Source organism: Pseudomonas sp. RIT-PI-r (assembly GCF_001297015.1).
In the GTDB taxonomy this organism is placed as follows: Bacteria; Pseudomonadota; Gammaproteobacteria; order Pseudomonadales; family Pseudomonadaceae; genus Aquipseudomonas.
In genome coordinates this window covers 36,529-60,685 of sequence record NZ_LIGE01000012.1, presented here as the reverse complement: position 1 = coordinate 60,685, position 24,157 = coordinate 36,529, and the positions used below count along the sequence as shown (strand labels likewise).

Genomic DNA, 24,157 nt, shown 5'->3' with positions numbered 1-24,157 from the left:
GAGTAGCCATGGTCGACAAACTGACGCATCTGAAACAGCTGGAGGCGGAAAGCATCCACATCATCCGCGAGGTGGCCGCCGAGTTCGATAACCCGGTGATGCTGTACTCCATCGGTAAAGACTCCGCCGTGATGCTGCACCTGGCACGCAAGGCGTTCTTCCCGGGCAAACTGCCGTTTCCGGTGATGCACGTCGACACCCGCTGGAAATTCCAGGAGATGTACAAGTTCCGCGACAAGATGGTCGAAGAACTGGGCCTGGACCTGATCACCCACATCAACCCCGATGGCGTGGCGCAGAACATCAACCCGTTCACCCACGGCAGCGCCAAGCACACCGACATCATGAAAACCGAGGGCCTGAAGCAGGCGCTCGACAAGCATGGTTTCGACGCAGCCTTCGGCGGTGCCCGTCGCGATGAAGAGAAATCCCGCGCCAAAGAACGCGTGTACTCGTTCCGCGACAGCAAGCACCGCTGGGACCCGAAAAACCAGCGCCCGGAGCTTTGGAACGTCTACAACGGCAAGGTCAACAAGGGCGAATCCATTCGTGTGTTCCCGCTGTCGAACTGGACCGAACTGGACATCTGGCAGTACATCTACCTCGAAGGCATCCCGATTGTGCCGCTGTACTTCGCCGCCGAACGCGAAGTGATCGAGAAGAACGGCACGCTGATCATGATCGACGACGAGCGCATCCTCGAACACCTGTCCGATGAAGACAAAGCGCGCATCGTCAAAAAGAAAGTGCGTTTCCGTACCCTTGGCTGCTACCCGTTGACGGGTGCCGTGGAGTCCGAGGCCGAAAGCCTCACGGACATCATTCAAGAAATGCTCCTGACGCGAACTTCCGAGCGCCAGGGCCGAGTCATCGACCACGATGGCGCAGGCTCAATGGAAGACAAAAAACGTCAAGGCTATTTCTAAGGGGCTGTCATGTCGCACGTATCTGATTTGATCAGCGAGGACATCCTCGCCTACCTGGGCCAGCACGAACGTAAAGAGCTGCTGCGCTTTTTGACTTGCGGTAACGTCGATGACGGCAAGAGCACCCTGATCGGGCGCCTGCTGCACGACTCGAAGATGATCTACGAAGATCACCTCGAAGCGATCACCCGTGACTCGAAGAAAGTCGGCACCACCGGTGACGACATCGACCTGGCGTTGCTGGTCGACGGCCTGCAGGCCGAGCGCGAGCAGGGCATCACCATCGATGTCGCCTATCGCTATTTCTCCACCGCCAAACGCAAATTCATCATCGCCGACACCCCCGGCCATGAGCAGTACACCCGCAACATGGCCACCGGTGCATCAACCTGTGACCTGGCGATCATTCTGGTCGACGCGCGTTACGGCGTGCAGACCCAGACCCGTCGCCACAGCTTCATCGCCTCCCTGTTGGGTATCAAACACATCGTTGTTGCCATCAACAAGATGGACTTGAAGGGCTTCGATGAAGGCGTGTTCGAGTCGATCAAGGCCGACTACCTGAAGTTTGCCGAAGGCTTGAAGATGAAGCCGACCAGCATGCACTTCGTGCCGATGTCAGCCCTCAAAGGCGACAACGTGGTGAACAAGTCCGAGCGCTCGCCTTGGTACAAAGGCCAGTCGCTGATGGAAATTCTCGAGACCGTGGAAGTCGCGGGCGATCGCAACTTCACCGATCTGCGTTTCCCGGTGCAGTACGTCAACCGTCCGAACCTGAACTTTCGTGGTTTCGCCGGCACGCTGGCCAGCGGCATCGTCAAGAAGGGCGACGAAGTCGTGGTGCTGCCGTCGGGCAAGAGCAGCCGCGTGAAATCCATCGTCACCTTCGAAGGTGAACTGGAACACGCCGGTCCAGGTCAGGCGGTGACGCTGACCATGGAAGACGAAATCGACATCTCCCGTGGCGACCTGTTGGTGCATGCCGACAACGTGCCGCCGGTCACCGACAGCTTCGAAGCGATGCTGGTGTGGATGGCTGAAGAGCCGATGCTGCCGGGCAAGAAATACGACATCAAACGCGCCACCAGTTACGTGCCGGGCTCGATTGCCAGCATCGTCAACAAGGTCGACGTCAACACGTTGGAAGAAGGCCCGGCGAGCGCGTTGCAGCTCAACGAAATCGGCAAGGTGAAGATCGCGCTCGACGCGCCGATCGCCCTCGACGGTTACGAAAGCAACCGCACCACCGGCGCGTTCATCATCATCGACCGTTTGACCAATGGCACCGTTGGCGCCGGCATGATCGTCGCCCAGCCGGTGACCCATGGCACTGCCACGCACCACGGCAAACTGGCGCACGTGGCGACGGAAGAACGTGCTCAGCGCTTTGGTCAGCAACCGGCGACCGTGCTGTTCAGCGGCCTGTCGGGCGCGGGCAAGAGCACGCTGGCTTATGCGGTCGAGCGCAAGCTGTTCGATATGGGGCGTGCGGTGTTTGTACTGGATGGTCAGAACCTGCGTCACGACCTCAACAAAGGTCTGCCACAGGATCGCGCCGGGCGTACCGAGAACTGGCGTCGTGCCGCGCACGTGGCGCGTCAGTTCAACGAAGCCGGTCTGCTGACTCTGGCCGCGTTCGTTGCGCCGAGTGCTGAAGGCCGCGAGCAAGCCAAGGATCTGATCGGCAAGGATCGTCTGCTGACGGTCTACGTGCAGGCCTCGCCGGCCGTGTGCGCCGAGCGTGATCCGCAAGGTCTGTATGCCGCCGCTGGCGACAACATCCCGGGCGAATCCTTCCCGTACGACGTGCCGCTGAATGCCGATCTGGTGATCGACACGCAGACACTGAGTCTGGAAGAAAGCGTCAAGCAAGTGCTGGATCTGCTGCGTCAGCGTGGCGCGATCTAAGCAATAAAGCAGCGGCAAGCTTCGAGTTTCAAGCTGCAAGAAAAAGCCCGCCGATGAGTAGTCATCGGCGGGCTTTTTTGTCGCTTTGAGAATGTCAAAAGATCGCAGCCTTCGGCAGCTCCTAGAGGATGTACGTCGATCCAATGCAGGAGCTGCCGAAGGCTGCGATCTTTTCGTGATCGTTCCCACGCTCTGCGTGGGAACGCAGCCCGGGACGCTCCGCGTCCCCTCTAAAGCGGACGCAGAGCGTCCAGTGAGGCATTCCCACGCGGAGCGTGGGAACGATCATACGGAAGGATATTCGCGGTGCATCTGTTCCAGCAGCGCATCCTTGTCCAGCCACAGCTGATTGATCCATCCCTGAAACTGCAAACGATATTCGCCGTCCTGATCGTAGTTCTTGCCAATGAATTGCTGCGGAATCTTCAGCTCTTCAAAGTGCACCACAACATCTCGCACATTACCGCACAGCAAGTCCCAGAACCCCGGACGCCCGGCCGGATAGTGAATGGTCACGTTGACGATCGATTCCAGCTGTTCGCCCATTGCATCCAGCACAAAGGCAATGCCGCCAGCCTTGGGCTTGAGCAGGTATTTGAACGGCGACTGCTGCTGCGCATGTTTGCCTTCGGTAAAGCGCGTGCCCTCGACGAAGTTGAAAATCCCCACCGGGTTATTGCGAAACTTCGCACACGTCTTGCGCGTGGTTTCGAGGTCTTTGCCTTTCTTCTCCGGGTGCTTGGCCAGGTACGCCTTGGAGTAGCGCTTCATGAACGGAAAGCCCAGTGCCCACCACGCCAGACCGATAACCGGCACCCAGATCAGCTCCTGCTTGAGGAAGAATTTCAGCGGCTGAATCCGGCGGTTGAGCACGTATTGCAGCACCAGAATATCGACCCAGCTCTGGTGGTTGCTGGTGATCAGATACGAGTGCTGATAGTCGAGGCCTTGCAGACCGCTGACGTGCCAGCGTGTACGCCGCACCAGGTTCATCCAGCCCTTGTTGTTGCTGATCCACGCTTCGTGGGTGTGGCTCATTAGCCAACCGGCGATGCGTTGAGTCAAGGCGAACGGCAACGCCTTGACCAGCGCCACGCAGAACAGAAACGAGCACAGCAGAATCGTGTTGACTGCCAACAGCAGCGAGGCGATCACGCCGCGCACGGGTGCAGGTAGAAAATCCAGCATTTACACATCCATAGGTCGGTTGGCGGCTTGAATCGCGGTGAGGGCGATGGTGTAGACGATGTCATCGACTTGCGCGCCGCGCGGCAAGTCATTCACTGGTTTGCGCAGGCCTTGCAGCATCGGCCCGAGGCTGACGCAATCGGCGCTGCGTTGCACCGCTTTGTGGGTGGTGTTGCCGGTGTTCAGATCGGGGAAGACGAACACCGTAGCGCGACCGGCGACCTGACTGTTCGGCGCCAATTGCCGGGCGACTTCTGCGTTGGCTGCCGCGTCGTATTGCAGCGGACCGTCGATCAGCAGCGAGTGTTGCTGTTCGTGGGCGAGCAGGGTGGCTTCGCGGACTTTTTCGACTTCTTCGCCGGTCGCCGATTCGCCGCTGGAGTAACTGATCATCGCCACGCGCGGGGTGATGCCGAATGCCGCTGCCGAGTCGGCACTCTGCAGAGCGATCTCGGCCAGTTCGGTCGCGCTCGGGTGCGGGTTCATCACGCAGTCGCCGTAGACCAGCACTTCCTCCGGAAACAGCATAAAGAACACCGACGACACCAACGTGCAGCCCGGTGCGGTCTTGATCAGTTGCAGCGCCGGGCGGATGGTGTTGGCGGTGGTGTTGATCACGCCCGAGACCAGCCCGTCGACTTCATCCAGGGCGAGCATCATGGTGCCGATCACCACGGTGTCTTCCAGTTGCTGCTCGGCCATCGGCGCATTAAGGCTTTTGGTTTTGCGCAGGGCCACCATCGGCTCGACGTAGCGCTCGCGGATCAGATCGGGATCAAGAATCTCCAGCCCAGGCGGCAAGACGATGCCTTGGGCGCGGGCGACGGCTTCGACATCTGCAGGTTTGGCCAACAACACGCAACGGGCAATCCCGCGTTCCTGACAGATCGCCGCCGCTTGCACAGTGAACGGCTCGCTGCCTTCAGGCAGGACGATGCGCTTGTTCGCCGCTTGCGCGCGCTGGATCAATTGATAACGGAACACCGCCGGCGACAGGCGCATTTCCCGTGGCGTGCCGCAGCGCTGATGCAGCCATTTGGCGTCGAGATGGCTGGCGACGAAATCGGTGATGATCTCCGCACGCTCGCGGTCATCAATGGGGATTTCCTTGTTCAAACCGTTGAGCAGGTTGGCCGTGTCGTAAGAGCCAGTGCTCACCGACAACACCGGCAAACCGGCCTGCAACGCGCCACGGCACAGATCCATGATGCGCGGATCCGGCAGCGTGTCGCTGGTCAGCAGCAGGCCGGCCAGCGGCACGCCGTTGATCGCCGCGAGGCTGACGGCGAGGATGATGTCGTCGCGGTCCCCTGGCGTCACCACCAGCACGCCGGGCTTGAGCAGCTCGACGGTGTTGCGCATGGTCCGTGCGCAAATGATGATTTTGGTCATCCGCCGGGCTTCGTAGTCGCCGGCATTGAGCACTTGCGCGCCCATCAGGTCGGCGACGTCGCGGGTGCGTGGTGCGTTGAGTTCGGGTTGGAACGGGATGCAACCGAGCAAGCGGAAATCACCGCTGCGCAGCAACGGCGAATGCTCTTTCAGACGCGTGGCGAAGGCGTCCATGCTCTCGTCGGTTTTGACCTTGTTGAGGATCACGCCGAGGACTTTCGGGTCTTTCGGCCCACCGAACAGTTGCGCCTGCAATTCGACCCGGCCGGACAGTTCGGCGAGCACTTCGTTTTCCGGCGCCGAGACCAGAATCACCTCGGCGTCGAGGCTCTTGGCCAGGTGCAAGTTGACCCGTGCGGCGTAGCTGGCGCTGCGGGTCGGCACCATGCCTTCGACGACCAGCACGTCTTTGCCGATGGCCGCTTGCTGATAGAGGGTGATGATTTCTTCAAGCAGTTCATCGAGCTGACCGTCGCCAAGCATCCGCTCGACGTGGGCCAGGCCCAGCGGTTGCGGCGGTTTCAGGCCGTGAGTGCGCGCTACCAGTTCGGTGGAACGCTCAGGGCCGGTGTCACCCGGATGCGGCTGGGCAATCGGCTTGAAGAAGCCGACTTTGAGGCCTGCGCGCTCAAGCGTGCGCACCAGCCCGAGGCTGATGGAGGTCAGACCCACGCCAAAATCGGTGGGGGCGATAAAAAAAGTTTGCATGCGAATTCTCTAAAGTTGCATGGCAATGGCGGTCGCTTATGTCTGACGACCTACCGAAATTCAGTCGCCAAGGTTATCGCTAACCGAGCCTTGTGCGCACCAACCGCAGGCAAAGGCTTGGCCTATTTTTTCAATACGTTGCGCCGGGTCGAGCACCCAGGCGCGGGATTGCCACGGCGGCTGGTGGCGCAGGTGCTGGGTGTGGCCACAGGAAAGCTCGACCACCCAATGAGCGTCTTCGTCCTGATGGAAGCCTGTGATCGTCGAAACCCGTTTGTCCGGGTTGTGTTCGCTTTCGCGCGATTGCTTCGCTAAACTTGGCCTTTCTATATTCTTCTGCAAAAGGTCTCGCCCCATGCTGATCGCCGCCAATAAGGCTGTCTCCATCGACTATACCCTGACCAACGACGCTGGTGAGGTCATCGACAGCTCCGCCGGCGGCGCTCCGCTGGTCTACCTGCAAGGCGCAGGCAACATCATCCCGGGCCTGGAAAAAGCGCTGGAAGGCAAAACGGTTGGTGACGAACTGGAAGTCGCCGTTGAACCGGAAGACGCTTACGGCGAATACGCCGCCGAGCTGGTCAGCACCCTGAGCCGCAGCATGTTCGAAGGCGTTGACGAGCTGGAAGTCGGCATGCAGTTCCACGCTTCGGCGCCGGACGGCCAGATGCAGATCGTCACCATCCGTGACCTCGACGGCGACGACGTGACCGTCGACGGCAACCACCCGTTGGCCGGTCAGCGTCTGAACTTCAAAGTGAAGATCGTTGACATCCGTGATGCCAGCCAGGAAGAAATCGCTCATGGCCACGTCCATGGCGAAGGTGGCCATCACCACTGATTTTCTGCGCTAAGCTTCGAGTACTGGAGAGGCGCCTGCGGGCGCCTTTTTAGTCCGCGGCTGTCCTTGGTGGCCTCGCCAAGTGGCTGTTTCGAGTAGAACATCGGAATCCTGGAGTTCGTCATGAGTGCTTTTCACGACCTTAAGTTGACAGCCCTGGATGGTCAGGAGCTACCGCTGGCGCCGTTCAAGGGCCAAGTCGTGCTGGTGGTCAACGTCGCCTCCAAGTGCGGCTTGACCCCTCAGTACGCGGCGCTGGAAAACCTCTATCAGCAATTCAAAGGCAAAGGCTTCAGTGTGCTGGGCCTGCCGTGCAACCAGTTTGCCGGCCAGGAACCCGGTTCTGAAAAGGAAATTCAGGATTTCTGCAGCCTTAACTATGGCGTGACGTTTCCGTTGTCGAGCAAGCTCGAAGTCAACGGTCACGAACGGCATCAGCTCTATCGCCTGCTGGCGGGCGAGGGCGCGGAGTTTCCCGGTGACATCACCTGGAATTTCGAAAAGTTTTTGCTCGGCAAGGACGGCCGCGTATTGGCGCGGTTCTCGCCGCGCACGGCGCCGGATGATCCGACCATTGTTCATGCGATTGAAAAAGCGCTGAGCTGAAACAGCAAGATCAAAAGATCGCAGCCTTCGGCAGCTCCTACACGGGACTGACGGGGCTGCGGTCTTTTCGTTTCTGATCCTTAATCACCAAAATCAATAATGCTGTTCAACGGCTTCGACTCTCCATATTATCGCCGTCATAAAGCCTTTTCTGTGGAGCCCTTCGATGCCCGTTCAAGCCTTGTTCAAACCGTTCCACCTCGGTGCCCTCGAACTGCCGACCCGCGTGGTCATGGCGCCGATGACCCGCTCCTTCTCCCCGGGTGGCGTGCCGAATTCGAAAGTCATTGAGTACTACCGCCGTCGCGCAGCCGCCGGTGTCGGCCTGATCATCACCGAAGGCACCACCGTCGGCCACATCGCCTCCAACGGTTACCCGAACGTGCCGCAATTCTTTGGTCAAGCGCCGTTGGCCGGCTGGAAGAAAGTCGTCGACGCTGTTCACGCTGAAGGCGGCAAGATCGTTCCGCAACTCTGGCATGTCGGCAGCGTACGCCGCATCGGCACCGAGCCGGACGCCAGCGTGCCGGCTTACGGTCCGTCGGAAAAACTCAAGGACGGTCAGGTCGTGGTGCACGGCATGACCCAACAGGACATCAAGGACGTAATCGCCGCATTCGCCCAAGCCGCCAAGGACGCACAAAGCATCGGTATGGACGGCGTGGAAATCCACGGTGCCCACGGCTATCTGGTCGACCAGTTCTTCTGGGAAGGCAGCAACCAGCGCACCGACGAATACGGCGGCAGCCTGGCCAATCGTTCACGTTTCGCCATCGAGCTGATTCAAGCGGTGCGTGCAGCAGTCGGCGAAGGTTTCCCGATCATCTTCCGCTTCTCGCAGTGGAAGCAGCAGGATTACACCGCGCGTCTGGTGCAAACCCCAGAAGCACTGGGCGAGTTCCTCAAGCCTTTGTCTGACGCCGGCGTGGATATTTTCCACTGCTCGACGCGGCGTTTCTGGGAGCCGGAGTTCGACGGCTCCGAGCTGAACCTGGCGGGCTGGACCCGCAAGCTGACCGGCAAACCGACCATCACCGTCGGCAGTGTTGGCCTCGATGGCGAGTTCCTGCAATTCATGGTCAACACCGACAAGGTCGCGCAACCGGCCAGTCTGGAGAATCTGCTGGAGCGTCTGAACAAAGAGGAATTCGATCTGGTGGCCGTGGGCCGTGCGTTGCTGGTCGACCCGGACTGGGCGCAAAAAGTTCGCGAAGGGCGTGAGCAGGATATTCTGCCGTTCAGCCGTGAGGCGTTGATGACGCTGGTTTAAGCGGCGTTCTCAATGATCCCTTCGCGAGCAGGCTCACTCCTACAATTGGAAGGCGTTCCCCTGTAGGAGTGAGCCTGCTCGCGATGACGGTCTCCGAGTCGCCTGAACTCAAGGCAATGTCTGCGCATTCGGCACCACTTGCTCCCCCACACAAGCCCCACGCAAGTGCTCCTCAAACTGCTCAATGATCGCCGCCCACCCCTGGCGACTCGCATGCTGCCGCGCATTCAGGCGCACGCAACGCAACGTCTCATCCTCCTCCAGCAACCACGCCGCCGCCTCGCAAAACGCCTGCTCATCACCCGGCATCGCCAACACGCCGTTGTAACCGTGGCGAATGTGCTGCGCCGCCGCAGCCTGATCGTAAGCCACCACGCCCAACCCTGAAGCCAACGCCTCCATCACCACATTGCCGAAGGTTTCCGTCAGGCTTGGAAACACAAACAGATCCCCGGACGCATAGTGCGCCGCCAACGCTTCACCGCGCTGCGCACCGCAGAAAATCGCCTCGGGCAGTTCCTTTTCCAGCGCTAACCGTTGCGGACCGTCGCCAACCACGATCAGTTTCAGATTGCGCTGTGGATAACTGCTGCGCAGGGTGTCGAAACTGCGCTTGAGCAAGCCCAGATTTTTCTCCGGGGCGAGGCGTCCTACGTGAATCACGGCGATATCGCGCTCGCCCAGCCCCCATTGCTCACGCAAGGCATTCAGGCGTTTGCTCGGATGAAACAACTGGCTGTCGACACCACGCGACAACAACGCCAACCGCTCGAAATGCCGCCGCTCCAGCTCCAGGCGTTGGCTGACACTCGGCACCAGCGTCATGGCCGAACGATTGTGAAACCAGCGCAGATAATGCGTGAGCATCCGCGTCAGCAAGCCGAGGCCGTACTGACTGGTGTACTGCTGAAAATTGGTATGGAAACCGCTGACCACCGAAATCCCCAAACGGCGCGCCGCCCGCAGCGCCGACAACCCGAGCGGGCCTTCCGTGGCGATGTACAGCACATCGGGACGCTGGCGCTTCCAGCGCCGCAGCAGTTTATGCATCGACGACTGCCCCCATTGCAGCCCCGGGTACCCCGGCAGTGGCCAGCCCCGACATAACAGGAGCGCATCATCCTCACTGCGCTGCGGATCGCCGGCCTGACGCGGGCGCACCAATTCGACCTGATGCCCACGCGCGCGCAGTCCATCGCACAAGCGGCCAAGCGTATTGGCCACGCCGTTGATTTCCGGTGGGAAGGTTTCGCTGATCAGGGTGATATGTAGAGCTGTCGTCATGACCTCAGTGTCGACTGAGGCCATGTCGTGCTTGTGACGTTCGGATGATGGATTTGTGACGAACCTAGCGCTGGGTCACCAGATTTTCCGCGCCACGCTCACGCACCCAGAACAGTGTCGCGCCTGCAACAGCCGCCGGCATCATCAGAATGTTGACCACCGGAATCAGCAGCACCAGATAGACGATCCCGCCAAAACTCATGCTCTGCCAGCGCTTCTGCCGCAGCCAGGCGAGCATCTCGTTCCAGCCCAGTTTGTGGTTGTCCGCCGGGTAGTCGATGTACTGGATCGCCATCATCCATACGCCGAACAGCAGCCACAGCGGTGCAGCGATGATGTTTACCACCGGGATGAACGAGAGGATGAACAGGCCGATGGCGCGGGGCAGGAAGTAGCCCAGTTTGCGCATTTCCCGGGCGAGGGTGCGCGGGACCATCGCAATCAGTTCACCCCAGCTGAACGCCGGAAAGTCATCGGTGCCGCGCACCACCACTTCGACTTTTTCCGCAAGGAAACCGTTGAACGGCGCGGCGATCACGTTGGCGAGCATGGTGAAGGTGAAGAACACCATCAGCGCCACCAGCACCACGAACAAAGGCCAGAGGATGTAACTGAGGAAACTCAGCCATTCGGGCAGCGACGGCATCAGCGTATCGACCCAGAGGCTGAACTGGTGGCCGGCCAGATAAATCAATCCGACGAACAGCACCAGGTTGATCAGCAGCGGCAACAACACGAACAGGCGCAAGCCTGGGCTCAAGACCAGTTTGAGGCCTTCGCGCAGGTATTGCGGGCCGGACAGAACGGGGGCGGGCATAAGGTGCTCCGAGCAAGGGAAAACGCGCCGACCTTACCGACTTTGCACGGGTGGCGAAAGCGCGGCAGAGCGATCGACATTCACTGTAACAAAGACGTCCATCTCGTCAGTGTGTCGGCATAGAGACCACCTATGAGCTGGATTGTTAAACCGTATTTCCTTAATCTTGCCCCCCTCGATACGCTGCACCCAACTTTTTACAGGACTGTCGAGCTCACGCCTTCCCCAAGGTTATCCACAGTCCTTTTTTATTCCCGCCGGCAGTCCGGCGATCCGGGTCTGTTTTTCGGCCCGGTCAACAGGAGCAGGTCATGTCTGAAGTCCGTCATTCGCGAGTGATTATTCTCGGTTCCGGCCCTGCCGGTTACAGCGCTGCGGTATACGCGGCCCGTGCCAACCTCAAGCCACTGCTGATCACCGGCATGCAGGCTGGCGGTCAACTGACCACCACCACCGAAGTCGACAACTGGCCGGGCGACGTCCACGGTCTGACCGGCCCTGTGCTGATGGAGCGCATGCGTGAACACGCCGAGCGTTTTGAAACCGAGATCGTGTTCGATCACATCAACGCCGTCGACTTCGCCGCCAAGCCTTACACCCTGACCGGCGACAGCGCGACTTACACCTGCGACGCCCTGATCATCGCCACTGGCGCCAGCGCGCGTTATCTGGGCCTGCCATCGGAAGAAGCGTTCATGGGCAAAGGCGTTTCGGCCTGCGCGACCTGCGACGGTTTCTTCTACCGCAACAAGCCAGTTGCAGTGGTCGGCGGCGGCAACACCGCTGTTGAAGAGGCACTGTACCTGGCCAACATCGCTAGCACCGTGACCCTGATCCACCGTCGCGAAACCTTCCGCGCCGAGAAGATCCTGATCGACAAGCTCAACGCTCGCGTCGCTGAAGGCAAGATCATCCTCAAGTTGAACGCCAACCTCGACGAAGTCTTGGGCGACAACATGGGCGTGACCGGCGCGCGTCTGAAGAACAACGACGGCAGCTTCGACGAAATCACCGTCGACGGCGTGTTCATCGCCATCGGCCACACCCCGAACACTTCGCTGTTCGAAGGCCAGTTGACCCTGAAAGACGGTTACCTGGTGGTGCAGGGCGGCCGTGAAGGCAATGCCACTGCGACCAGCGTTGAAGGTATCTTCGCCGCCGGTGACGTGGCTGACCACGTTTACCGCCAGGCGATCACCTCGGCCGGCGCCGGCTGCATGGCGGCACTGGACACCGAGCGTTACCTGGACGGTCTGCAGAACGCTTCGTTCTAAATCGCAGACATAAAAAAACCGGCCATATTGGCCGGTTTTTTTGTGCCCGCAGATTCAGCCACGTGATGATCGTTCCCACGCTCTGCGTGGGAATGCCTCATCTGGACGCTCTGCGTCCGATGGGACGCGGAGCGTCCCCGGCTGCATTCCCACGCGGAGCGTGGGAACGATCACGGTGTAGGAGCTGCCGAAGGCTGCGATCTTTTGATCTTGATCAGCGGCGGGTCAGGGGTTGCGCGGTGAATTTGACGCCGGCCAGACCATGCTTGATCAACGCCCGGATATTGCCGTGATCACTGCCCTCTGGCGTCGCGACCACCGAACGGTAATGCTCACCAAACGCCAACAGCGCTTCTTCATCGCTCAGCCCTTCCAGCAGCGCCAGACCCAAGGTCTTGCACGAGCCTTCGTTCTGCCCGGCGGCGTTTTCCACGCCACCGTTGTTGAACGCTTGCGGCTGGTAGTCGTAACCGGCAGCAATGAAGGCCAGGGTGTCGGCGAAAGCATGATCGCCGCTCTTCAGACTGGCGCGCAGGGTATTCAGATCACTCATGGGTTTTTCCTTTGGCGAACGCTGCTTGTTGTTCAGCGTTGGCTTCTTGCTGATATTGGGCTTTCCATTCGGCGTACGGCATGCCGTAAACCACTTCGCGGGCGTCGTCGAGGCTGACCTCGATCTGGCGCTCGTCGGCTTCGGCCTTGTACCACTTCGACAGGCAGTTGCGGCAGAAGCCGGCGAGGTTCATCAGGTCGATATTCTGCACGTCCTTGCGGCTGTCCAGATGGGCGACCAGCCGGCGAAAGGCGGCGGCTTCGAGTTCGAGGCGTTGTTGATCAGTCATGGGGGTCTCTGCGAGACAGCTTTGAGCGGCAAGCTTCAAGCTGCAAGATTGGATCGGGGTCGGCCGTTAGCTTACCGCTTGAAGCTTGAAGCTTGAAGCTTGAAGCTTGAAGCTTGAAGCTCAGCGGCTTGCCGCGAGCGTTATCGATACCGACTCGGCAAAACGCAGCGCATGCGGCTTGTCGACTTCGACTTCGGCGTACAGCACCGAACCGTTACTCATCACCAGATCGAGCAATTCCTGAGTCAGGCGTTCGAGCAGCGCAAAGCGATTGCCCTCGACGTGGGCGATGATCGCCTTGGTGATGGTGCGGTAGTTCAGCGCGTGATCAATGTCGTTGTCACGCACCGCTTCTTGTGCGGCATACAGGATTGTCACGTTGATCAGTACATCCTGCTTGTTGAGGATTTCGTCCTCGTTGATCCCGATAAAGGTGCGCAAGCGCAGATCCTTGACCCGGATGCGCGCCATTCCCGGTTGAAGTTGTGGCATTTACTTGCTCCGTCCAATCAATTGCAGGAACTCCTGGCGGGTGTTGCTCGACTCGCGGAAGGCGCCGAGCATGACCGAGGTGTTCATCGTCGAATTCTGTTTTTCAACGCCGCGCATCATCATGCACATGTGTCTGGCTTCGATGACCACGGCGACACCGGCGGCATCGGTGACCTGTTGCACCGCATCGGCGATCTGTCGGGTGAGGTTTTCCTGAATCTGCAGGCGCCGGGCAAACATGTCCACCAGCCGCGCGATCTTCGATAACCCCAGCACCTTGCCCGTCGGAATATAAGCCACATGGGCCTTGCCGATGAAGGGCAGCAGGTGATGTTCGCACAAAGAATACAGCTCGATGTCGGCGACGATGATCATCTCGTCGCTGTCCGAGGCAAACAGCGCGCCATTGACGATCTCGTCGACGCTCTGTTCATAACCGTGACACAGGTATCGCATGGCCTTGGCCGCGCGCGCCGGGGTGTCGAGCAGTCCTTCACGGTCGGGATCTTCACCGAGGCCGATGAGGATGTCGCGGTAGTTCTCGGGCAGTGAGCGGGTCATGGAACATCCTCGCGAAGCGGCTTATTTGATGTGCCGTCCGCCGTTGACGGTCAGGGTCGTCCCGGTGACATAGGGGTTGTCGAGCAGGTAGCGCAGGCTCTGATAGATCACTTCACTGCCGGGTTCGATACCCAGCGCGGATTTGGCCAGGGCCTTGGCGCGGTACGCCGCGTCGTCGTCGGGATTGAACAATAGCAGGGCCGGCGCGATGCCGTTGACCTTGATGGCTGGCGCATAACGCGCGGCAAAGGACAGGGTCAGGCTGTCGAGCCCGGCTTTACTGGCGCAATAGCCGATGTGTTTGCTGCTGCCCTTGCGGGTGACGTCGTCGCTGATGTGGATGATGTCGGCGGGCGTCGAGCACTGCAGCAAATCGGCGCAGTGCAGGTTGATCAGGTAGGGGGCAAGCATGTGCAGATTGATCATGCGCGTGAAGGCTTCGGTCTCGCTGCCCGGGGTTTCGGCCAGCCATTCGGAGGCGTTATGCACGATGGCGCGCAGGCTGTCGGTATGGTTTTTCAGTTCAGTGATGAAGGCGAGAATCCCGGCTTCGCTGGAGAAGTCGGCGAACATTCCGAGGGCGCCCAGATCACGCAATGTCTGCACGCCGGGACGTTCAGTGCGGTAGGTGAAGATGACGCGATGACCATCCTCGAGCAAACGCTGCGCACAATGCAGGCCGACTCGCTGGCCGGCGCCGGTGATGAGGATCGGGGCTGCGGAATCTGGCATGAACGGCTCGCATCGCGGAGGGAGCAAAAACTATAACAGCGACACGCCGGAAAAGATCGCAGCCTGCGGCAGCTCCTGCACAGGCCGGCTTACGTTCCCGTAGGAGCTGTCGAGTGCAACGAGGCTGCGATCTTCAATGTTTCTGAGGTGCTGCCGTCACCGGCAGTCGCACCGGCGTGCTGTTCAGCCAGTTCGCCAGCAGGCGCGTCGACAGTGGAATAAAGAAGTAAACCATCAAAGGTGTCAGGCACGCCGTGCTGATCAACACACGCGGCAACAAGCTCATTTCAGCGAGCAGTGGGCCGAGGACAAAGTTGAACAGCAGCGACACCGGAAAGAACGCCAGCCAGATTGCTACCGCCTGCTTCCAGCGAGCAGGACGCTGACCGGCTGCACCGAACCAGCCTTCGATACCGCTGACTCTATGTTCCTTCGGATGCGCAAACAGATCGCTGCCACGATCCAGCCACGCAGTGCGCGAAGCGGAGTGCTCCCAGGCATGCAGGGTCTGTTCATCGACGAAGCGGAAAATAATCTGGAATTCGTTATCGCCGGGCGGCGGAGCGAGCACGCCGGAGCCGAGATAACCGGGAAAGTCGGTGGCCAGCTGTTCGCCTTCGCGCAGCCAGGCAATCAGATCCTGATAGCGGCCATCGGCAACGCGACGCGCAACCATCAACGTGACGGGGGAAGTAGACATTGTGTATCTCCGTATTTCGGTTGCGTCGTTCCGGGTAGGAAGTTCGCCTGACGCAGGCCGGGGTAGAGGCCTGCGCTTTTCAACAAGCAAGGATTATTCCTGATTTTAGCGATTACACCAGCGACATTCGTCGCAGATCTGTACTTGAACGATGAAGGGCGGTCAGGAGTAGAATGGGATCCAATTAACCAGCATGGAAGTTGACCGCACAATGCCCGTCATAACTGACGTACTCCCTGTTTCTCAGGCATCTACGGCGATTGAACGCGAGGATCTGTTCCCCATCCGCGAAGTCTCGCGGTTGACCGGCGTCAACCCGGTTACCTTGCGTGCATGGGAGCGACGCTACGGATTAATCGAGCCAACACGCACCGAAAGTGGGCATCGGCTGTATTCGATGAACGATATCGAGCGCGTTCGCAGCATCGTCGAATGGATCGACCGTGGCGTAGCGGTCAGCAAGATCGGCAGGATTCTCGCCAAGACCGAACCCTTGAAAGCGCTGGCGCACATCATTTCCGACGATCTGGTGCAGGCGGACTATCTGCAATGGCAGCATCAGGTGCAGCGCGCGATCAGTTCGTTCGATGATCAGGAAATGGATCGGGTCTATGGCCAGATATTTTCTTCGTATTCATTGGCCGTGGTCTTTCAGGACATTCTGATGCCGCTCTGGCGAGCATTGTTGCAGCGCCAGGACGCGTTCGGGCAAACCAGCGAATGGCTGTTTTTCGATGGTTTTCTCCGCGCGCGAGTGTTGCAGCGAATCGTCACGTTGCGCGCTTCCCAGCCACGCAGGATCGTCGTCAGCGCCTTGGCCGGTCAGTGCCGCGAACTGGAATTGCTGGTGGCGGCGTTATTTCTGAGTACCAGCGAATCGGGCGTGCGGGTGCTGACCACAGGCCAGCCGTTCGACGAGCTGACACTGATTTGCGAGAAGATCAAACCCGAAGCGCTGGTGCTGTTTTCCAATCATGCGCCCAGCGCGCAATTGCCACGGCGCCTGCATCGGCTGGCGTTGAGTCTCGATTGTCAGCTGTTACTGGCGGGGGATGCAGCCGATCTGGCGCAGGACAGTCTGGCGGCAAGTTCGATTGGCTGTATTGGTAACGAAGGTGCAACCATGCGTCAGCGTCTGACGCAGTTTCTTGCCGGAAAACTGGATACCTGAAAATCAGGTGTGCAGGGCAGGATGGGTCAAGCGATGCTGTTGCAGGATGAACTGACGCAGACGTTCGGTTTCATCGGCATCGGTCTGGTTCAGCTCGTAAGCGTAGAAGCCGTGTTCGGTTTCCCGTTCGAAATTGCCGCGCAATGCAATCCGCTCATACCCCGAAGGGCTGAACCACAAGGCAAAGTGCTTGGGTGGTTTGGTCTTGTTGCGCATTTCCAGCAACACACCTTTGTGCGACACCTCGTGCACCCACATCATGCCTGGCTGGCCTTTGGCATTTTCCAGCGCTACCGGCTCTTCGAGCACCAGCCGCCATGGGCGCACCATCGGGCCGTCTTCGTAAATGCTCGGAACGCCGAGGCGCAAATGCAGCGCATGAAACTCGTCTTCCACCAGGTGCAACGGAAAAGTCATTTGCTGATTTTCGAAGTTGGCCTGAATGGTCACTTGCTCATGAGCCGCGAGACGCGTGAGCAAATCACGAATCTGCGATCCGCCATTGACCAGCAGACTCGACGTCGCATCCCGCACGTTCAGTTGCGGGTTGTGCTGCATGGTCTGGATGAAATCCAGCTCATCCTGAGTGAGGAGGGCGTCGCGCTGCATGGCTAACTCGAAAGGAATAGTTACAAAGTCATTGGTGATTGTAGTTAATGACAATTAGTTCGCTGTTTTGTTTGAACCGTTCGTCGCTTTCAGCTGCGCCAGCTCTGCACGTAGCGCCGCAATCTCTGCCTCGAGCTGTACAACACGCTGCTGAGCTTTGACCTGAACCGTTACGTCTTTCTGCACGCCGACGGTATAAGTCATTCCATCATCAGCATTCACCGTTGAAAGCGACAGTTCATTCCAGAACGGCGTGCCGTCCTTGCGATAGTTGCGCAGGATTTCCCGGCACGTTCCGCCGTCGCGCAGCGTGTTGCGAATCAGCTCAAGACTCTCTTGATCGCGATCTCCTGCCTGCAAAAACCGGCAGTCCTGGTAGAGAATCTCTTCGCTGCTGTAACCGGTGAGACGTTCGAAAGCGGGGTTGACGTAGATCAGAATGTTGTCCTGCTCACCTTCTTTTTCGGCGACCACGATGCCGTCGTTCGACGCATTGATCACCATTTGCAGCAGACTGGCTTTGATCATCTTTGAATCCTTTCAAGAGTTGTCAGTGGCTCGCATTCTAGAAGAACCATCGGCGCTGTCTACTGGCCATTATCGGCAGATGAGATCCAATCGCAGCTTTGCAGTTCAGGCTGCTACTATCGCCGCTCATTTTTTCAGTTTCAGGATCAGATTGATGAAAGTCGCCATCCTCTCCGGTTCGGTCTACGGCACCGCCGAAGAAGTCGCCCGCCACGCCCAGAACCTGTTGAAAGCCGCTGGCTTTGAAACCTTCTACAACTCGCGCGCCAGCCTGACGGACCTTCAAGCGTTCGGTCCCGAAGCGTTGCTCGCCGTGACCTCGACTACTGGCATGGGTGAGTTGCCGGATAACCTGCAACCGTTGTATTCGACCATTCGCGATCAGTTGCCGGCAGCCTGGCGCGGTTTGCCCGGTGCCGTTATTGCGTTGGGCGACGCCAGTTATGGCGACACGTTCTGCGGTGGTGGCGAGCAGATGCGCGAACTGTTCGGCGAGCTGGGCGTGCGTGAGGTGCAGGACATGCTGCGCATTGATGCCAGCGAAAGCGTGACCCCGGAAACCGACGCCGAGCCATGGCTGGCGCAGTTGATCGACGCACTCAAGGGCTGATCGGCCGCTCGCGTAAAAGTGCCAGCCACGCCTGCGCGGCTTTCGACAGATAAGCGCCCTGACGCCAGATAAACGCGATGTCCCAACGCAGATAATCCGGCGCGCGCAAGGTCAGGCGCACCACGCCTGGCCGCACCAGCCCGCGTGCGACCACCCTGGGCAACAGGACCACGCCTTGCCCGGCGGCGACCAGCGCTGCGAGAAAATCCGCCTGCCCGCTGCGCCCGCCTTCCTTCGGCGTGAAGCCCATTTGCTGGCACGCCTGCAGCAAGCGGTCGTTGAGCACGAAGCTGCGTTGATAAAGCAGGAACGGTGTGTCGGCCAGTTCCTCCAGGCCGATCTCGCCGCGCTCGGCCAGTGGGTGATCGACCGGCAGCAACGCATCGAGCTTCTCGTCGCAGAACGGCTGACAGTCAAACTGCGGATCCTTCGGCAACAGACTGCCACCCAATTCCAGTTCACCGTTGAGCACAGCTTGCTCGATATGACGGCTGCCGCCCTCGAGTAACTGCACGCTGATGTTCGGATAGCGCCGGCGGTATTCGGCGAATAGCCCGGCAAACAGGGCATCACTGCCCAACAGCGGCAGACCGAGGCGCAGCTCGCCACGGGCCAGATGACTGAGGTCGTCCAACTCGACCAGCAGCTCATTGCGCAAACGCAGCATGGCTTCGGCGCGTTGCAGCACCACGCTGCCAGCGGCGGTCAGGCGCAGCTGTGAGCCGAGCCGCTCGAGCAGCGGCGTGCCGAGGCTTTGCTCCAATTGCGCGACCTGTTTACTCACCGCTGATTGACTGATGTGCAGGGTTTTCGCCGCTTGGGTAAAACCGCCCTGATGCATGACTTCGACAAAACTGCGCAGCTGTTTGAGTTCCATAAGTCTGATTCCAGTTTGGAATGGCTACGAGTCTAACAATTCGCTTCGGGGATGGCAGGTCGCTTCGTAAAATAGGCTTCTGTAAGGAGCCGACCTCATGAACGCCGCCCGTCTCAAACACTTTTCCCGTCTGTTCGTCGAACTTGCCGTACTGCTCGGGCTCTACCTGCTCGGCTGCCTGATCGCCGCGTGGTTGCCCTGGCCTATTCCTGGCGGGGTGATTGGCATGGCGCTGTTGCTGCTGGCGTTCGCGTTCGGCTGGGTCAAACCGGCAGCGCTGCAATTGGGCGCGGGCCTGTTGATGGCCGAGATGTTGCTGTTTTTCATTCCCGCGTTGATGAGCCTGCTCGATTACGGCACGTTGCTGCGCGATGACGGCTGGCGGATTTTGCTGGTGATCGCCGCCAGCACCTTGATGGTGATGCTGGTGACCGCGTTCACCGTGGAACTGGCCGTGCGCGCGAGGCGTTCCCATGAAGCTTGAATGGATGCCGATGTTCTGGCTCGCCTTCACGTTGTTGGCGTACTTGTTCAGCCGCTGGATTTATCGGCGCACCGGGCGTTATGTGTTGTCGCCGCTGATCCTGGTGCCGGCGTTGCTTCTCGCGCTCGCCGTACCGCTGCACACCGCGTACGCCGAATATTCCAGCAACACTCATTGGCTGATGCTGGTACTGGGCCCGGTGACCGTCGCCTTCGCCGTGCCGATCTGGCAGCAACGACATTTATTGATACGGCACTGGTCGGCGCTGATGCTGGGCATGGTGGCGGGCAGTGCGGCTTCGATTGGCACCTCGTTCGGCTTGGCCAAGGCATTGGCGCTCGACAGTTCGGTGACGCTGTCGCTGGTGCCACGCTCGATCACCACGCCGTTCGCCATGCCGTTGGCACAAAACCTCGGCGGCGTACCAGAATTGACCGCCGTGTTCGTGATGTTCACTGGCGTGTTCGGCGCGATGCTTGGCGGGGTTCTGCTCAAGTGGCTGCCGTTGCGGAGCGCCCTGGCGCGGGGCGCGTTGTTCGGTGTGGGCGCACACGGAGCCGGGGTCAGTCGGGCGCACGAAGTCGGCGGTGAAGAAGGCTCTGTGGCGGGCCTGGTGATGGTCCTCACCGGACTGCTCAATCTGTTCGCCGCGCCTTTGTTGGCGTCGTTGCTTTGACATGGATCCAAGCTGTTTGCATCGCTGACTCGATCAGTCATCAAGCTGGCTGCCAATGCAACTACGCGATTGCCTGCACCTGACTAGACTGCTGTCACGTGCAGAACAATAAGAACGCAGAGGTGCATACAGTGAGCGTAGCCCCCGTCCAATCGTCCCTGAATGTCAAAGACCAGGTCAGTGCCGCGGAATGGCAGACCCGTGTCGATCTCGCCGCTTGTTATCGTCTGGTCGCCGCCCATGGCTGGGACGATCTGATCTTCACGCACATTTCCGCCAAGGTGCCGGGCACCGAAGATTTCCTGATCAATCCGTTCGGCCTGATGTTCCATGAGATCACTGCGTCGAGCCTGGTGAAAGTCGATCAGGCCGGCAACAAGCTCATGGACAGCCCTTACGAGATCAATCCCGCTGGCTACACCATCCATAGTGCTGTGCACGAAGTGCGGCACGATGTGGTTTGCGTGCTGCATACCCACACCGCGTCGGGCGTCGCGGTGTCGGCGCAAAAGCAAGGCGTGTTGCCGATCAGCCAGCAGTCGCTGTTCGTGCTGTCGAGCCTGGCCTGTCACGCCTATGAAGGCGTGGCGCTGAACCACGAAGAAAAGGCGCGCTTGCAGGCCGATCTGGGCGAAAACAATTTCCTGATGCTGCACAACCACGGACTGCTGACCTGTGGCGGCACCATCGCCGACACCTTTCTGATGATGTTCACCTTCCAGCGCGCCTGCGACATCCAGGTGATGGCGCAAACCGGTGGCGCGGAACTCATCGTCATCGAACCGCAGATTCTGGCGGGCGCCAAAGCGATGATCGCCGGCGTCACCAAAAGTGCTCAAGGCATGGGTGGCGCGCTGGCCTGGCCAGCGTTGCTGCGCAAACTCGATAAACAAGACCCGGGGTATAAACTCTAATGCCTCTCGCCGAGATTCCTCTGTGTGTCTGGCGCAAACGCAGCCAGACGTTTGTCTTCCGTGGCCAGCCGATTCGTTACTGGACGACGGGGCAGGGTGAGCCGCTGCTGCTGATCCATGGCTTCCCGACGGCGAGTTGGGATTGGCATTACCTGTGGCAGCCACTGGCTCAGCGCTATCGGATGATCGCCTGTGACATGCTGGGTTTTGGCGACTCGGCGAAACCACTCAATCACACCTACAGCCTGCTGGAACAGGCCGATCTGCAACAGGCATTGCTCGCGCATTTGCAGATCGAGCAACCGGTGCATGTGCTGGCGCACGATTACGGCGACAGCGTTGCGCAAGAACTGCTGGCCCGGCATTACGAAGATCGCATCGAAATCGCCAGTTGCGTATTCCTCAACGGTGGCCTGTTTCCGGAAACCCATCGTCCGGTGCTGATGCAAAAGCTGCTGCTCAGTCCGCTGGGCTGGATGATCGGCCGCGCGTTTACCCGTGATGCCCTGGTGAAAAGCTTTCGCCAGATCTTCGGACCGCAGACTCGGCCCAGTGAAAGCGAGATGGATGATTTCTGGAGCCTGGTCGACAGCAATCGCGGGCCGCGCATCATGCACAAGTTGATCAACTATATTCCCGAGCGCCGCGTTCAGCGCGACCGCTGGGTGGCGGCCATGCAGCGTGGGGAAATTCCGCTGCGGTTGATTGATGGTGAAGTCGACCCGATCTCCGGTGCGCACATGGTCGAGCGCTATCGGGAGTTGATACCTGACGCAGACACCGTGCAGTTACCGGGTATCGGTCACTATCCACAGACCGAAGCGCCGGTGCAGGTGCTCAAGCATTATCTGGAGTTTCGCGAGCGTTTTGTGCAGCCGCCGCGCAAAGTCGCCTGCTCCTGAAGATCAAAAGATCGCAGCCTGCGGCAGCTCCTACATAGATTTGTGTAGGAGCTGCCGCAGGCTGCGATCTTTTGATTTTTAGTACTACCGTGTCTCACTATCCCTCAGCCTTATCGCACACCATTCAGCCCCAACCGTGTTCATTGTGACCAAAAGCCCCGTGCCTGACACTCGGGGTCAATGTTCCATTGGACTGCTGGAGTTGCCCTGATGAATGAGTCTGTGCGTTTCGAAGATAAAGTCGTAATCGTCACCGGAGCCGGTGGTGGCCTCGGACGGGCGCACGCTCTGCTGTTCGCCAAACAAGGCGCGAAAGTGCTGGTCAACGACCTCGGCGGCTCGGCTCAGGGCGAGGGCGCCAATGCCTCCGCCGCCGATCGCGTGGTCGCGGAAATCCGCGAGGCCGGCGGCATCGCCGAGGCCAACCACGACTCCGTCACCGACGGCGACAAACTGGTGCAGAACGCCCTCGATGTGTTCGGCCGTGTTGACGTGGTGGTGAACAACGCCGGCATCTTGCGCGACAAGACCTTCCACAAAATGGATGACGCCGATTGGGATCTGGTTTACCGGGTTCACGTCGAAGGCGCCTACAAAGTCACCCGCGCCGCGTGGCCGCATATGCGCGAGCAAAATTATGGCCGGGTGATCTTCACCGCTTCGACTTCAGGCATCTACGGCAACTTTGGCCAGTCCAACTACGGCATGGCCAAACTTGGTCTCTACGGCCTGACCCGCACCCTGGCCATCGAAGGCCGCAAGAACAACATTCTGGTCAATGCCATCGCGCCAACCGGCGGCACGCGCATGACCGAGGGTTTGATTCCACCGCAAGTGTTCGAGCAACTCAAACCGGAACTGGTCAGCCCGTTGGTGGTGTATCTGGCCAGCGAGCAATGCCAGGAGACTTCCGGGTTGTTCGAGGTCGGCGGTGGCTGGATGGGCAAAGTGCGTTGGGAGCGTAGCCTCGGCGCCGGCTTTGATCCACGAGTCGGGTTCTCGCCGGAAGATGTCGCGGCGCACTGGCAGCAGATTTGCGATTTTGAGGGGGCGGCGCATCCGAAGGACAATATTGAAGCGCTGAAGGAAATGATGGCGAATTTGCAGAAGTATTCGTTGTAAATGGAGAACCAAGCGAGCAGGCCAAGATGCCTGCTCGCTTGGTTGTTATTCTTCAGGTTTGAAGCCTGGTTTTCCGTTGGCAGCGCGCCATTGTTTTATCGCTATCAGCACACCAGTAGGGCTGTCTTCGACACCGTCTTCAGGATAATACAAAATATTTGTCCCATTGGGATGCTGCGATGTATCCACAATGTTATCGACTATCGCGTCGTGTTCTTTTTCTGAGGAGTAATTTCCCTCAAATAATCTGTTGATAAGGCTCGCATATTCCGACTCTGTGTACTCTTCAAGTTTGCTTTTAAGTTTGATCATGGAGTCTCGCCTTTTTTGGAATGTGCATCGATATGCTGCTTTGGTGTTAATAGGGTCAGGTTGGATATATCGTAGACTGAGCCACCCTCATTTATCGGATTGATATGGTGGATTTCAAATTTTCTTCTCTTGCCAATGTGTTCTGCAATGTCTGCACTTGGTGACAGGCCTTTGCTCGCTATTGCCGTTGTATGGATAGCTCGGTCAATTCCCATGGTGGAGGCTTTTGCATATTCATATCCTTTTGAATGTGCGCGATAAGTCGCCGGCAAGTCAGTGCGGCCAATAGTGACGTCCATGTCACCGGCGAGTGTTTGAGGCGTTTCAAGTTACAACAGATTTCAGGTTACAAAATCTGAGAACTTCGTAAGTAAACAGGTTTTGTTTTGGAAGAACTTTTCAGGACTTTCA

Annotated in this window: 29 protein-coding genes; 13 read left to right on the top strand and 16 right to left on the bottom strand. The window is 59.1% G+C overall.

Annotation, left to right across the window (positions count from 1 at the left end; translation table 11 throughout):
* Positions 1–8 precede the first annotated feature (8 nt).
* Complete coding sequence (cysD, locus tag AK821_RS02550) at positions 9–926, top strand: sulfate adenylyltransferase subunit CysD (RefSeq protein WP_007912374.1); 918 nt, start codon at positions 9–11, stop codon at positions 924–926.
* Positions 927–935: 9 nt separating this feature from the next.
* Entirely contained in the window at positions 936–2,834 is a 1,899-nt protein-coding gene (gene cysN / locus AK821_RS02545) for a sulfate adenylyltransferase subunit CysN (RefSeq protein WP_064387993.1), read from the top strand.
* A 285-nt stretch (positions 2,835–3,119) separates the two neighbouring features.
* Here cysN and AK821_RS02540 read toward each other — a convergent pair whose 3' ends face one another.
* The 3 genes from AK821_RS02540 to AK821_RS02530 are packed head-to-tail and all read right to left on the bottom strand — an operon-like array spanning position 3,120 to position 6,509.
* Positions 3,120–4,022 carry an acyltransferase gene (locus AK821_RS02540; RefSeq protein ID WP_064387992.1) on the bottom strand — a complete coding sequence of 301 codons (903 nt, stop codon included), beginning with the start codon at positions 4,020–4,022 and terminating at the stop codon, positions 3,120–3,122.
* Positions 4,023–6,122 (bottom strand): phosphate acetyltransferase, encoded by a 2,100-nt coding sequence (gene pta, locus AK821_RS02535; protein ID WP_064387991.1) that lies wholly within the window; start codon positions 6,120–6,122, stop codon positions 4,023–4,025.
* A gap of 60 nt (positions 6,123–6,182) precedes the next feature.
* Positions 6,183–6,509, bottom strand: a complete 327-nt coding sequence (locus AK821_RS02530; RefSeq protein WP_064387990.1) for a DUF3565 domain-containing protein — start codon at positions 6,507–6,509, stop codon at positions 6,183–6,185.
* Here AK821_RS02530 and AK821_RS02525 point away from each other — a divergent pair.
* From AK821_RS02525 to AK821_RS02515, 3 genes are all read left to right on the top strand, one after another.
* The gene (locus AK821_RS02525) at positions 6,478–6,963 is read left to right on the top strand and encodes an FKBP-type peptidyl-prolyl cis-trans isomerase (protein ID WP_064387989.1); all 486 of its coding nucleotides are present in this window, start codon (positions 6,478–6,480) and stop codon (positions 6,961–6,963) included. The genes AK821_RS02530 and AK821_RS02525 overlap by 32 nt on opposite strands.
* Before the next feature lie 123 nt (positions 6,964–7,086).
* Positions 7,087–7,569: a glutathione peroxidase gene (locus AK821_RS02520; protein WP_064387988.1), complete on the top strand. Its 483-nt coding sequence runs from the start codon at positions 7,087–7,089 to the stop codon at positions 7,567–7,569.
* 166 nt (positions 7,570–7,735) lie between these two features.
* Positions 7,736–8,839 (top strand): NADH:flavin oxidoreductase, encoded by a 1,104-nt coding sequence (locus tag AK821_RS02515; RefSeq protein ID WP_064387987.1) that lies wholly within the window; start codon positions 7,736–7,738, stop codon positions 8,837–8,839.
* A gap of 108 nt (positions 8,840–8,947) precedes the next feature.
* Here the strand turns inward: AK821_RS02515 and AK821_RS02510 are convergent, their stop codons facing one another.
* Entirely contained in the window at positions 8,948–10,147 is a 1,200-nt protein-coding gene (locus AK821_RS02510; protein ID WP_064387986.1) for a glycosyltransferase family 4 protein, read from the bottom strand.
* A gap of 40 nt (positions 10,148–10,187) precedes the next feature.
* Positions 10,188–10,940: a sulfate transporter CysZ gene (cysZ, locus tag AK821_RS02505; protein WP_064387985.1), complete on the bottom strand. Its 753-nt coding sequence runs from the start codon at positions 10,938–10,940 to the stop codon at positions 10,188–10,190.
* Between the two features lie 311 nt (positions 10,941–11,251).
* Between cysZ and trxB the strand changes: the two genes are divergently transcribed.
* Positions 11,252–12,214 carry a thioredoxin-disulfide reductase gene (gene trxB / locus AK821_RS02500; RefSeq protein ID WP_064387984.1) on the top strand — a complete coding sequence of 321 codons (963 nt, stop codon included), beginning with the start codon at positions 11,252–11,254 and terminating at the stop codon, positions 12,212–12,214.
* 214 nt (positions 12,215–12,428) lie between these two features.
* On the opposite strand, the gene AK821_RS02495 is transcribed toward trxB, so the two are convergent.
* The 6 genes from AK821_RS02495 to AK821_RS02470 all read right to left on the bottom strand — a co-directional run bounded on the left by AK821_RS02495 (position 12,429) and on the right by AK821_RS02470 (position 15,541).
* Positions 12,429–12,767 carry a HopJ type III effector protein gene (locus AK821_RS02495; protein ID WP_064387983.1) on the bottom strand — a complete coding sequence of 113 codons (339 nt, stop codon included), beginning with the start codon at positions 12,765–12,767 and terminating at the stop codon, positions 12,429–12,431.
* Positions 12,760–13,056, bottom strand: a complete 297-nt coding sequence (locus AK821_RS02490; protein WP_064387982.1) for a DUF1244 domain-containing protein — start codon at positions 13,054–13,056, stop codon at positions 12,760–12,762. The genes AK821_RS02495 and AK821_RS02490 overlap by 8 nt, the downstream gene beginning before the upstream one ends.
* A gap of 120 nt (positions 13,057–13,176) precedes the next feature.
* A complete protein-coding gene (gene folX / locus AK821_RS02485) occupies positions 13,177–13,548 on the bottom strand; it encodes a dihydroneopterin triphosphate 2'-epimerase (RefSeq protein WP_053117178.1) in 372 nt (123 codons plus the stop codon).
* The gene (gene folE, locus AK821_RS02480; protein ID WP_064387981.1) at positions 13,549–14,109 is read right to left on the bottom strand and encodes a GTP cyclohydrolase I FolE; all 561 of its coding nucleotides are present in this window, start codon (positions 14,107–14,109) and stop codon (positions 13,549–13,551) included. It lies immediately after the preceding gene.
* A 21-nt stretch (positions 14,110–14,130) separates the two neighbouring features.
* On the bottom strand, positions 14,131–14,841 hold the full coding sequence (gene folM / locus AK821_RS02475; RefSeq protein WP_064387980.1) for a dihydromonapterin reductase: 711 nt from the start codon (positions 14,839–14,841) through the stop codon (positions 14,131–14,133).
* A gap of 133 nt (positions 14,842–14,974) precedes the next feature.
* Complete coding sequence (locus AK821_RS02470) at positions 14,975–15,541, bottom strand: antibiotic biosynthesis monooxygenase (RefSeq protein WP_064387979.1); 567 nt, start codon at positions 15,539–15,541, stop codon at positions 14,975–14,977.
* A 211-nt stretch (positions 15,542–15,752) separates the two neighbouring features.
* Between AK821_RS02470 and AK821_RS02465 the strand changes: the two genes are divergently transcribed.
* Positions 15,753–16,712, top strand: a complete 960-nt coding sequence (locus AK821_RS02465; RefSeq protein ID WP_064388013.1) for a MerR family transcriptional regulator — start codon at positions 15,753–15,755, stop codon at positions 16,710–16,712.
* A gap of 3 nt (positions 16,713–16,715) precedes the next feature.
* Here the strand turns inward: AK821_RS02465 and AK821_RS02460 are convergent, their stop codons facing one another.
* Entirely contained in the window at positions 16,716–17,321 is a 606-nt protein-coding gene (locus AK821_RS02460) for a hypothetical protein (protein ID WP_064387978.1), read from the bottom strand.
* Between the two features lie 54 nt (positions 17,322–17,375).
* Entirely contained in the window at positions 17,376–17,849 is a 474-nt protein-coding gene (locus tag AK821_RS02455; protein ID WP_064387977.1) for a PAS domain-containing protein, read from the bottom strand.
* 154 nt (positions 17,850–18,003) lie between these two features.
* Between AK821_RS02455 and AK821_RS02450 the strand changes: the two genes are divergently transcribed.
* Positions 18,004–18,459: a flavodoxin gene (locus AK821_RS02450; protein ID WP_064387976.1), complete on the top strand. Its 456-nt coding sequence runs from the start codon at positions 18,004–18,006 to the stop codon at positions 18,457–18,459.
* Here the strand turns inward: AK821_RS02450 and AK821_RS02445 are convergent.
* Positions 18,449–19,336, bottom strand: coding sequence for a LysR family transcriptional regulator (locus AK821_RS02445; RefSeq protein ID WP_064387975.1), 888 nt, complete (start codon positions 19,334–19,336; stop codon positions 18,449–18,451). The two genes, AK821_RS02450 and AK821_RS02445, sit on opposite strands and share 11 nt — an antisense overlap.
* A 97-nt stretch (positions 19,337–19,433) precedes the next feature.
* Here AK821_RS02445 and AK821_RS02440 point away from each other — a divergent pair, with 97 nt between their 5' ends.
* The 5 genes from AK821_RS02440 (at position 19,434) to AK821_RS02420 (ending at position 23,434) form a co-directional block, all read left to right on the top strand.
* Positions 19,434–19,820, top strand: a complete 387-nt coding sequence (locus tag AK821_RS02440) for a CidA/LrgA family protein (protein WP_064387974.1) — start codon at positions 19,434–19,436, stop codon at positions 19,818–19,820.
* A complete protein-coding gene (locus tag AK821_RS02435) occupies positions 19,810–20,496 on the top strand; it encodes an LrgB family protein (RefSeq protein WP_064387973.1) in 687 nt (228 codons plus the stop codon). The genes AK821_RS02440 and AK821_RS02435 overlap by 11 nt, the downstream gene beginning before the upstream one ends.
* A gap of 131 nt (positions 20,497–20,627) precedes the next feature.
* A complete protein-coding gene (locus tag AK821_RS02430; protein WP_064387972.1) occupies positions 20,628–21,410 on the top strand; it encodes a class II aldolase/adducin family protein in 783 nt (260 codons plus the stop codon).
* On the top strand, positions 21,410–22,312 hold the full coding sequence (locus AK821_RS02425; protein WP_064387971.1) for an alpha/beta fold hydrolase: 903 nt from the start codon (positions 21,410–21,412) through the stop codon (positions 22,310–22,312). The genes AK821_RS02430 and AK821_RS02425 overlap by 1 nt, the downstream gene beginning before the upstream one ends.
* A gap of 210 nt (positions 22,313–22,522) precedes the next feature.
* Positions 22,523–23,434: an SDR family oxidoreductase gene (locus AK821_RS02420; protein ID WP_064387970.1), complete on the top strand. Its 912-nt coding sequence runs from the start codon at positions 22,523–22,525 to the stop codon at positions 23,432–23,434.
* Between the two features lie 45 nt (positions 23,435–23,479).
* On the opposite strand, the gene AK821_RS29255 is transcribed toward AK821_RS02420, so the two are convergent.
* Positions 23,480–23,746 (bottom strand): bacteriocin immunity protein, encoded by a 267-nt coding sequence (locus AK821_RS29255; RefSeq protein WP_201783034.1) that lies wholly within the window; start codon positions 23,744–23,746, stop codon positions 23,480–23,482.
* On the bottom strand, positions 23,743–24,045 hold the full coding sequence (locus tag AK821_RS29250; RefSeq protein WP_177330935.1) for an HNH endonuclease signature motif containing protein: 303 nt from the start codon (positions 24,043–24,045) through the stop codon (positions 23,743–23,745). Before AK821_RS29250 ends, AK821_RS29255 begins: the two co-directional genes overlap by 4 nt.
* Positions 24,046–24,157 lie beyond the last annotated feature (112 nt).

Bases quoted from the DNA above. Each gene is read 5' to 3' on its own strand.
- folX (WP_053117178.1), bottom strand. From the start codon at position 13,548: ATGCCACAACTTCAACCGGGAATGGCGCGCATCCGGGTCAAGGATCTG.
- cysN (WP_064387993.1), top strand. From the start codon at position 936: ATGTCGCACGTATCTGATTTGATCAGCGAGGACATCCTCGCCTACCTG.
- AK821_RS02455 (WP_064387977.1), bottom strand. From the start codon at position 17,849: ATGATCAAAGCCAGTCTGCTGCAAATGGTGATCAATGCGTCGAACGAC.
- AK821_RS02440 (WP_064387974.1), top strand. From the start codon at position 19,434: ATGAACGCCGCCCGTCTCAAACACTTTTCCCGTCTGTTCGTCGAACTT.
- trxB (WP_064387984.1), top strand. From the start codon at position 11,252: ATGTCTGAAGTCCGTCATTCGCGAGTGATTATTCTCGGTTCCGGCCCT.
- folM (WP_064387980.1), bottom strand. From the start codon at position 14,841: ATGCCAGATTCCGCAGCCCCGATCCTCATCACCGGCGCCGGCCAGCGA.
- cysD (WP_007912374.1), top strand. From the start codon at position 9: ATGGTCGACAAACTGACGCATCTGAAACAGCTGGAGGCGGAAAGCATC.
- AK821_RS02540 (WP_064387992.1), bottom strand. From the start codon at position 4,022: ATGCTGGATTTTCTACCTGCACCCGTGCGCGGCGTGATCGCCTCGCTG.
- AK821_RS02420 (WP_064387970.1), top strand. From the start codon at position 22,523: ATGAATGAGTCTGTGCGTTTCGAAGATAAAGTCGTAATCGTCACCGGA.
- AK821_RS02520 (WP_064387988.1), top strand. From the start codon at position 7,087: ATGAGTGCTTTTCACGACCTTAAGTTGACAGCCCTGGATGGTCAGGAG.
- AK821_RS02460 (WP_064387978.1), bottom strand. From the start codon at position 17,321: ATGCAGCGCGACGCCCTCCTCACTCAGGATGAGCTGGATTTCATCCAG.
- AK821_RS29255 (WP_201783034.1), bottom strand. From the start codon at position 23,746: ATGATCAAACTTAAAAGCAAACTTGAAGAGTACACAGAGTCGGAATAT.
- AK821_RS02445 (WP_064387975.1), bottom strand. From the start codon at position 19,336: ATGGAACTCAAACAGCTGCGCAGTTTTGTCGAAGTCATGCATCAGGGC.
- AK821_RS02470 (WP_064387979.1), bottom strand. From the start codon at position 15,541: ATGTCTACTTCCCCCGTCACGTTGATGGTTGCGCGTCGCGTTGCCGAT.
- AK821_RS02435 (WP_064387973.1), top strand. From the start codon at position 19,810: ATGAAGCTTGAATGGATGCCGATGTTCTGGCTCGCCTTCACGTTGTTG.
- AK821_RS02425 (WP_064387971.1), top strand. From the start codon at position 21,410: ATGCCTCTCGCCGAGATTCCTCTGTGTGTCTGGCGCAAACGCAGCCAG.
- AK821_RS02450 (WP_064387976.1), top strand. From the start codon at position 18,004: ATGAAAGTCGCCATCCTCTCCGGTTCGGTCTACGGCACCGCCGAAGAA.
- pta (WP_064387991.1), bottom strand. From the start codon at position 6,122: ATGCAAACTTTTTTTATCGCCCCCACCGATTTTGGCGTGGGTCTGACC.
- AK821_RS02510 (WP_064387986.1), bottom strand. From the start codon at position 10,147: ATGGCCTCAGTCGACACTGAGGTCATGACGACAGCTCTACATATCACC.
- AK821_RS02525 (WP_064387989.1), top strand. From the start codon at position 6,478: ATGCTGATCGCCGCCAATAAGGCTGTCTCCATCGACTATACCCTGACC.
- AK821_RS02530 (WP_064387990.1), bottom strand. From the start codon at position 6,509: ATGGAGACAGCCTTATTGGCGGCGATCAGCATGGGGCGAGACCTTTTG.
- AK821_RS02515 (WP_064387987.1), top strand. From the start codon at position 7,736: ATGCCCGTTCAAGCCTTGTTCAAACCGTTCCACCTCGGTGCCCTCGAA.
- AK821_RS02490 (WP_064387982.1), bottom strand. From the start codon at position 13,056: ATGACTGATCAACAACGCCTCGAACTCGAAGCCGCCGCCTTTCGCCGG.
- folE (WP_064387981.1), bottom strand. From the start codon at position 14,109: ATGACCCGCTCACTGCCCGAGAACTACCGCGACATCCTCATCGGCCTC.
- AK821_RS02465 (WP_064388013.1), top strand. From the start codon at position 15,753: ATGCCCGTCATAACTGACGTACTCCCTGTTTCTCAGGCATCTACGGCG.
- cysZ (WP_064387985.1), bottom strand. From the start codon at position 10,940: ATGCCCGCCCCCGTTCTGTCCGGCCCGCAATACCTGCGCGAAGGCCTC.
- AK821_RS02495 (WP_064387983.1), bottom strand. From the start codon at position 12,767: ATGAGTGATCTGAATACCCTGCGCGCCAGTCTGAAGAGCGGCGATCAT.
- AK821_RS29250 (WP_177330935.1), bottom strand. From the start codon at position 24,045: ATGGACGTCACTATTGGCCGCACTGACTTGCCGGCGACTTATCGCGCA.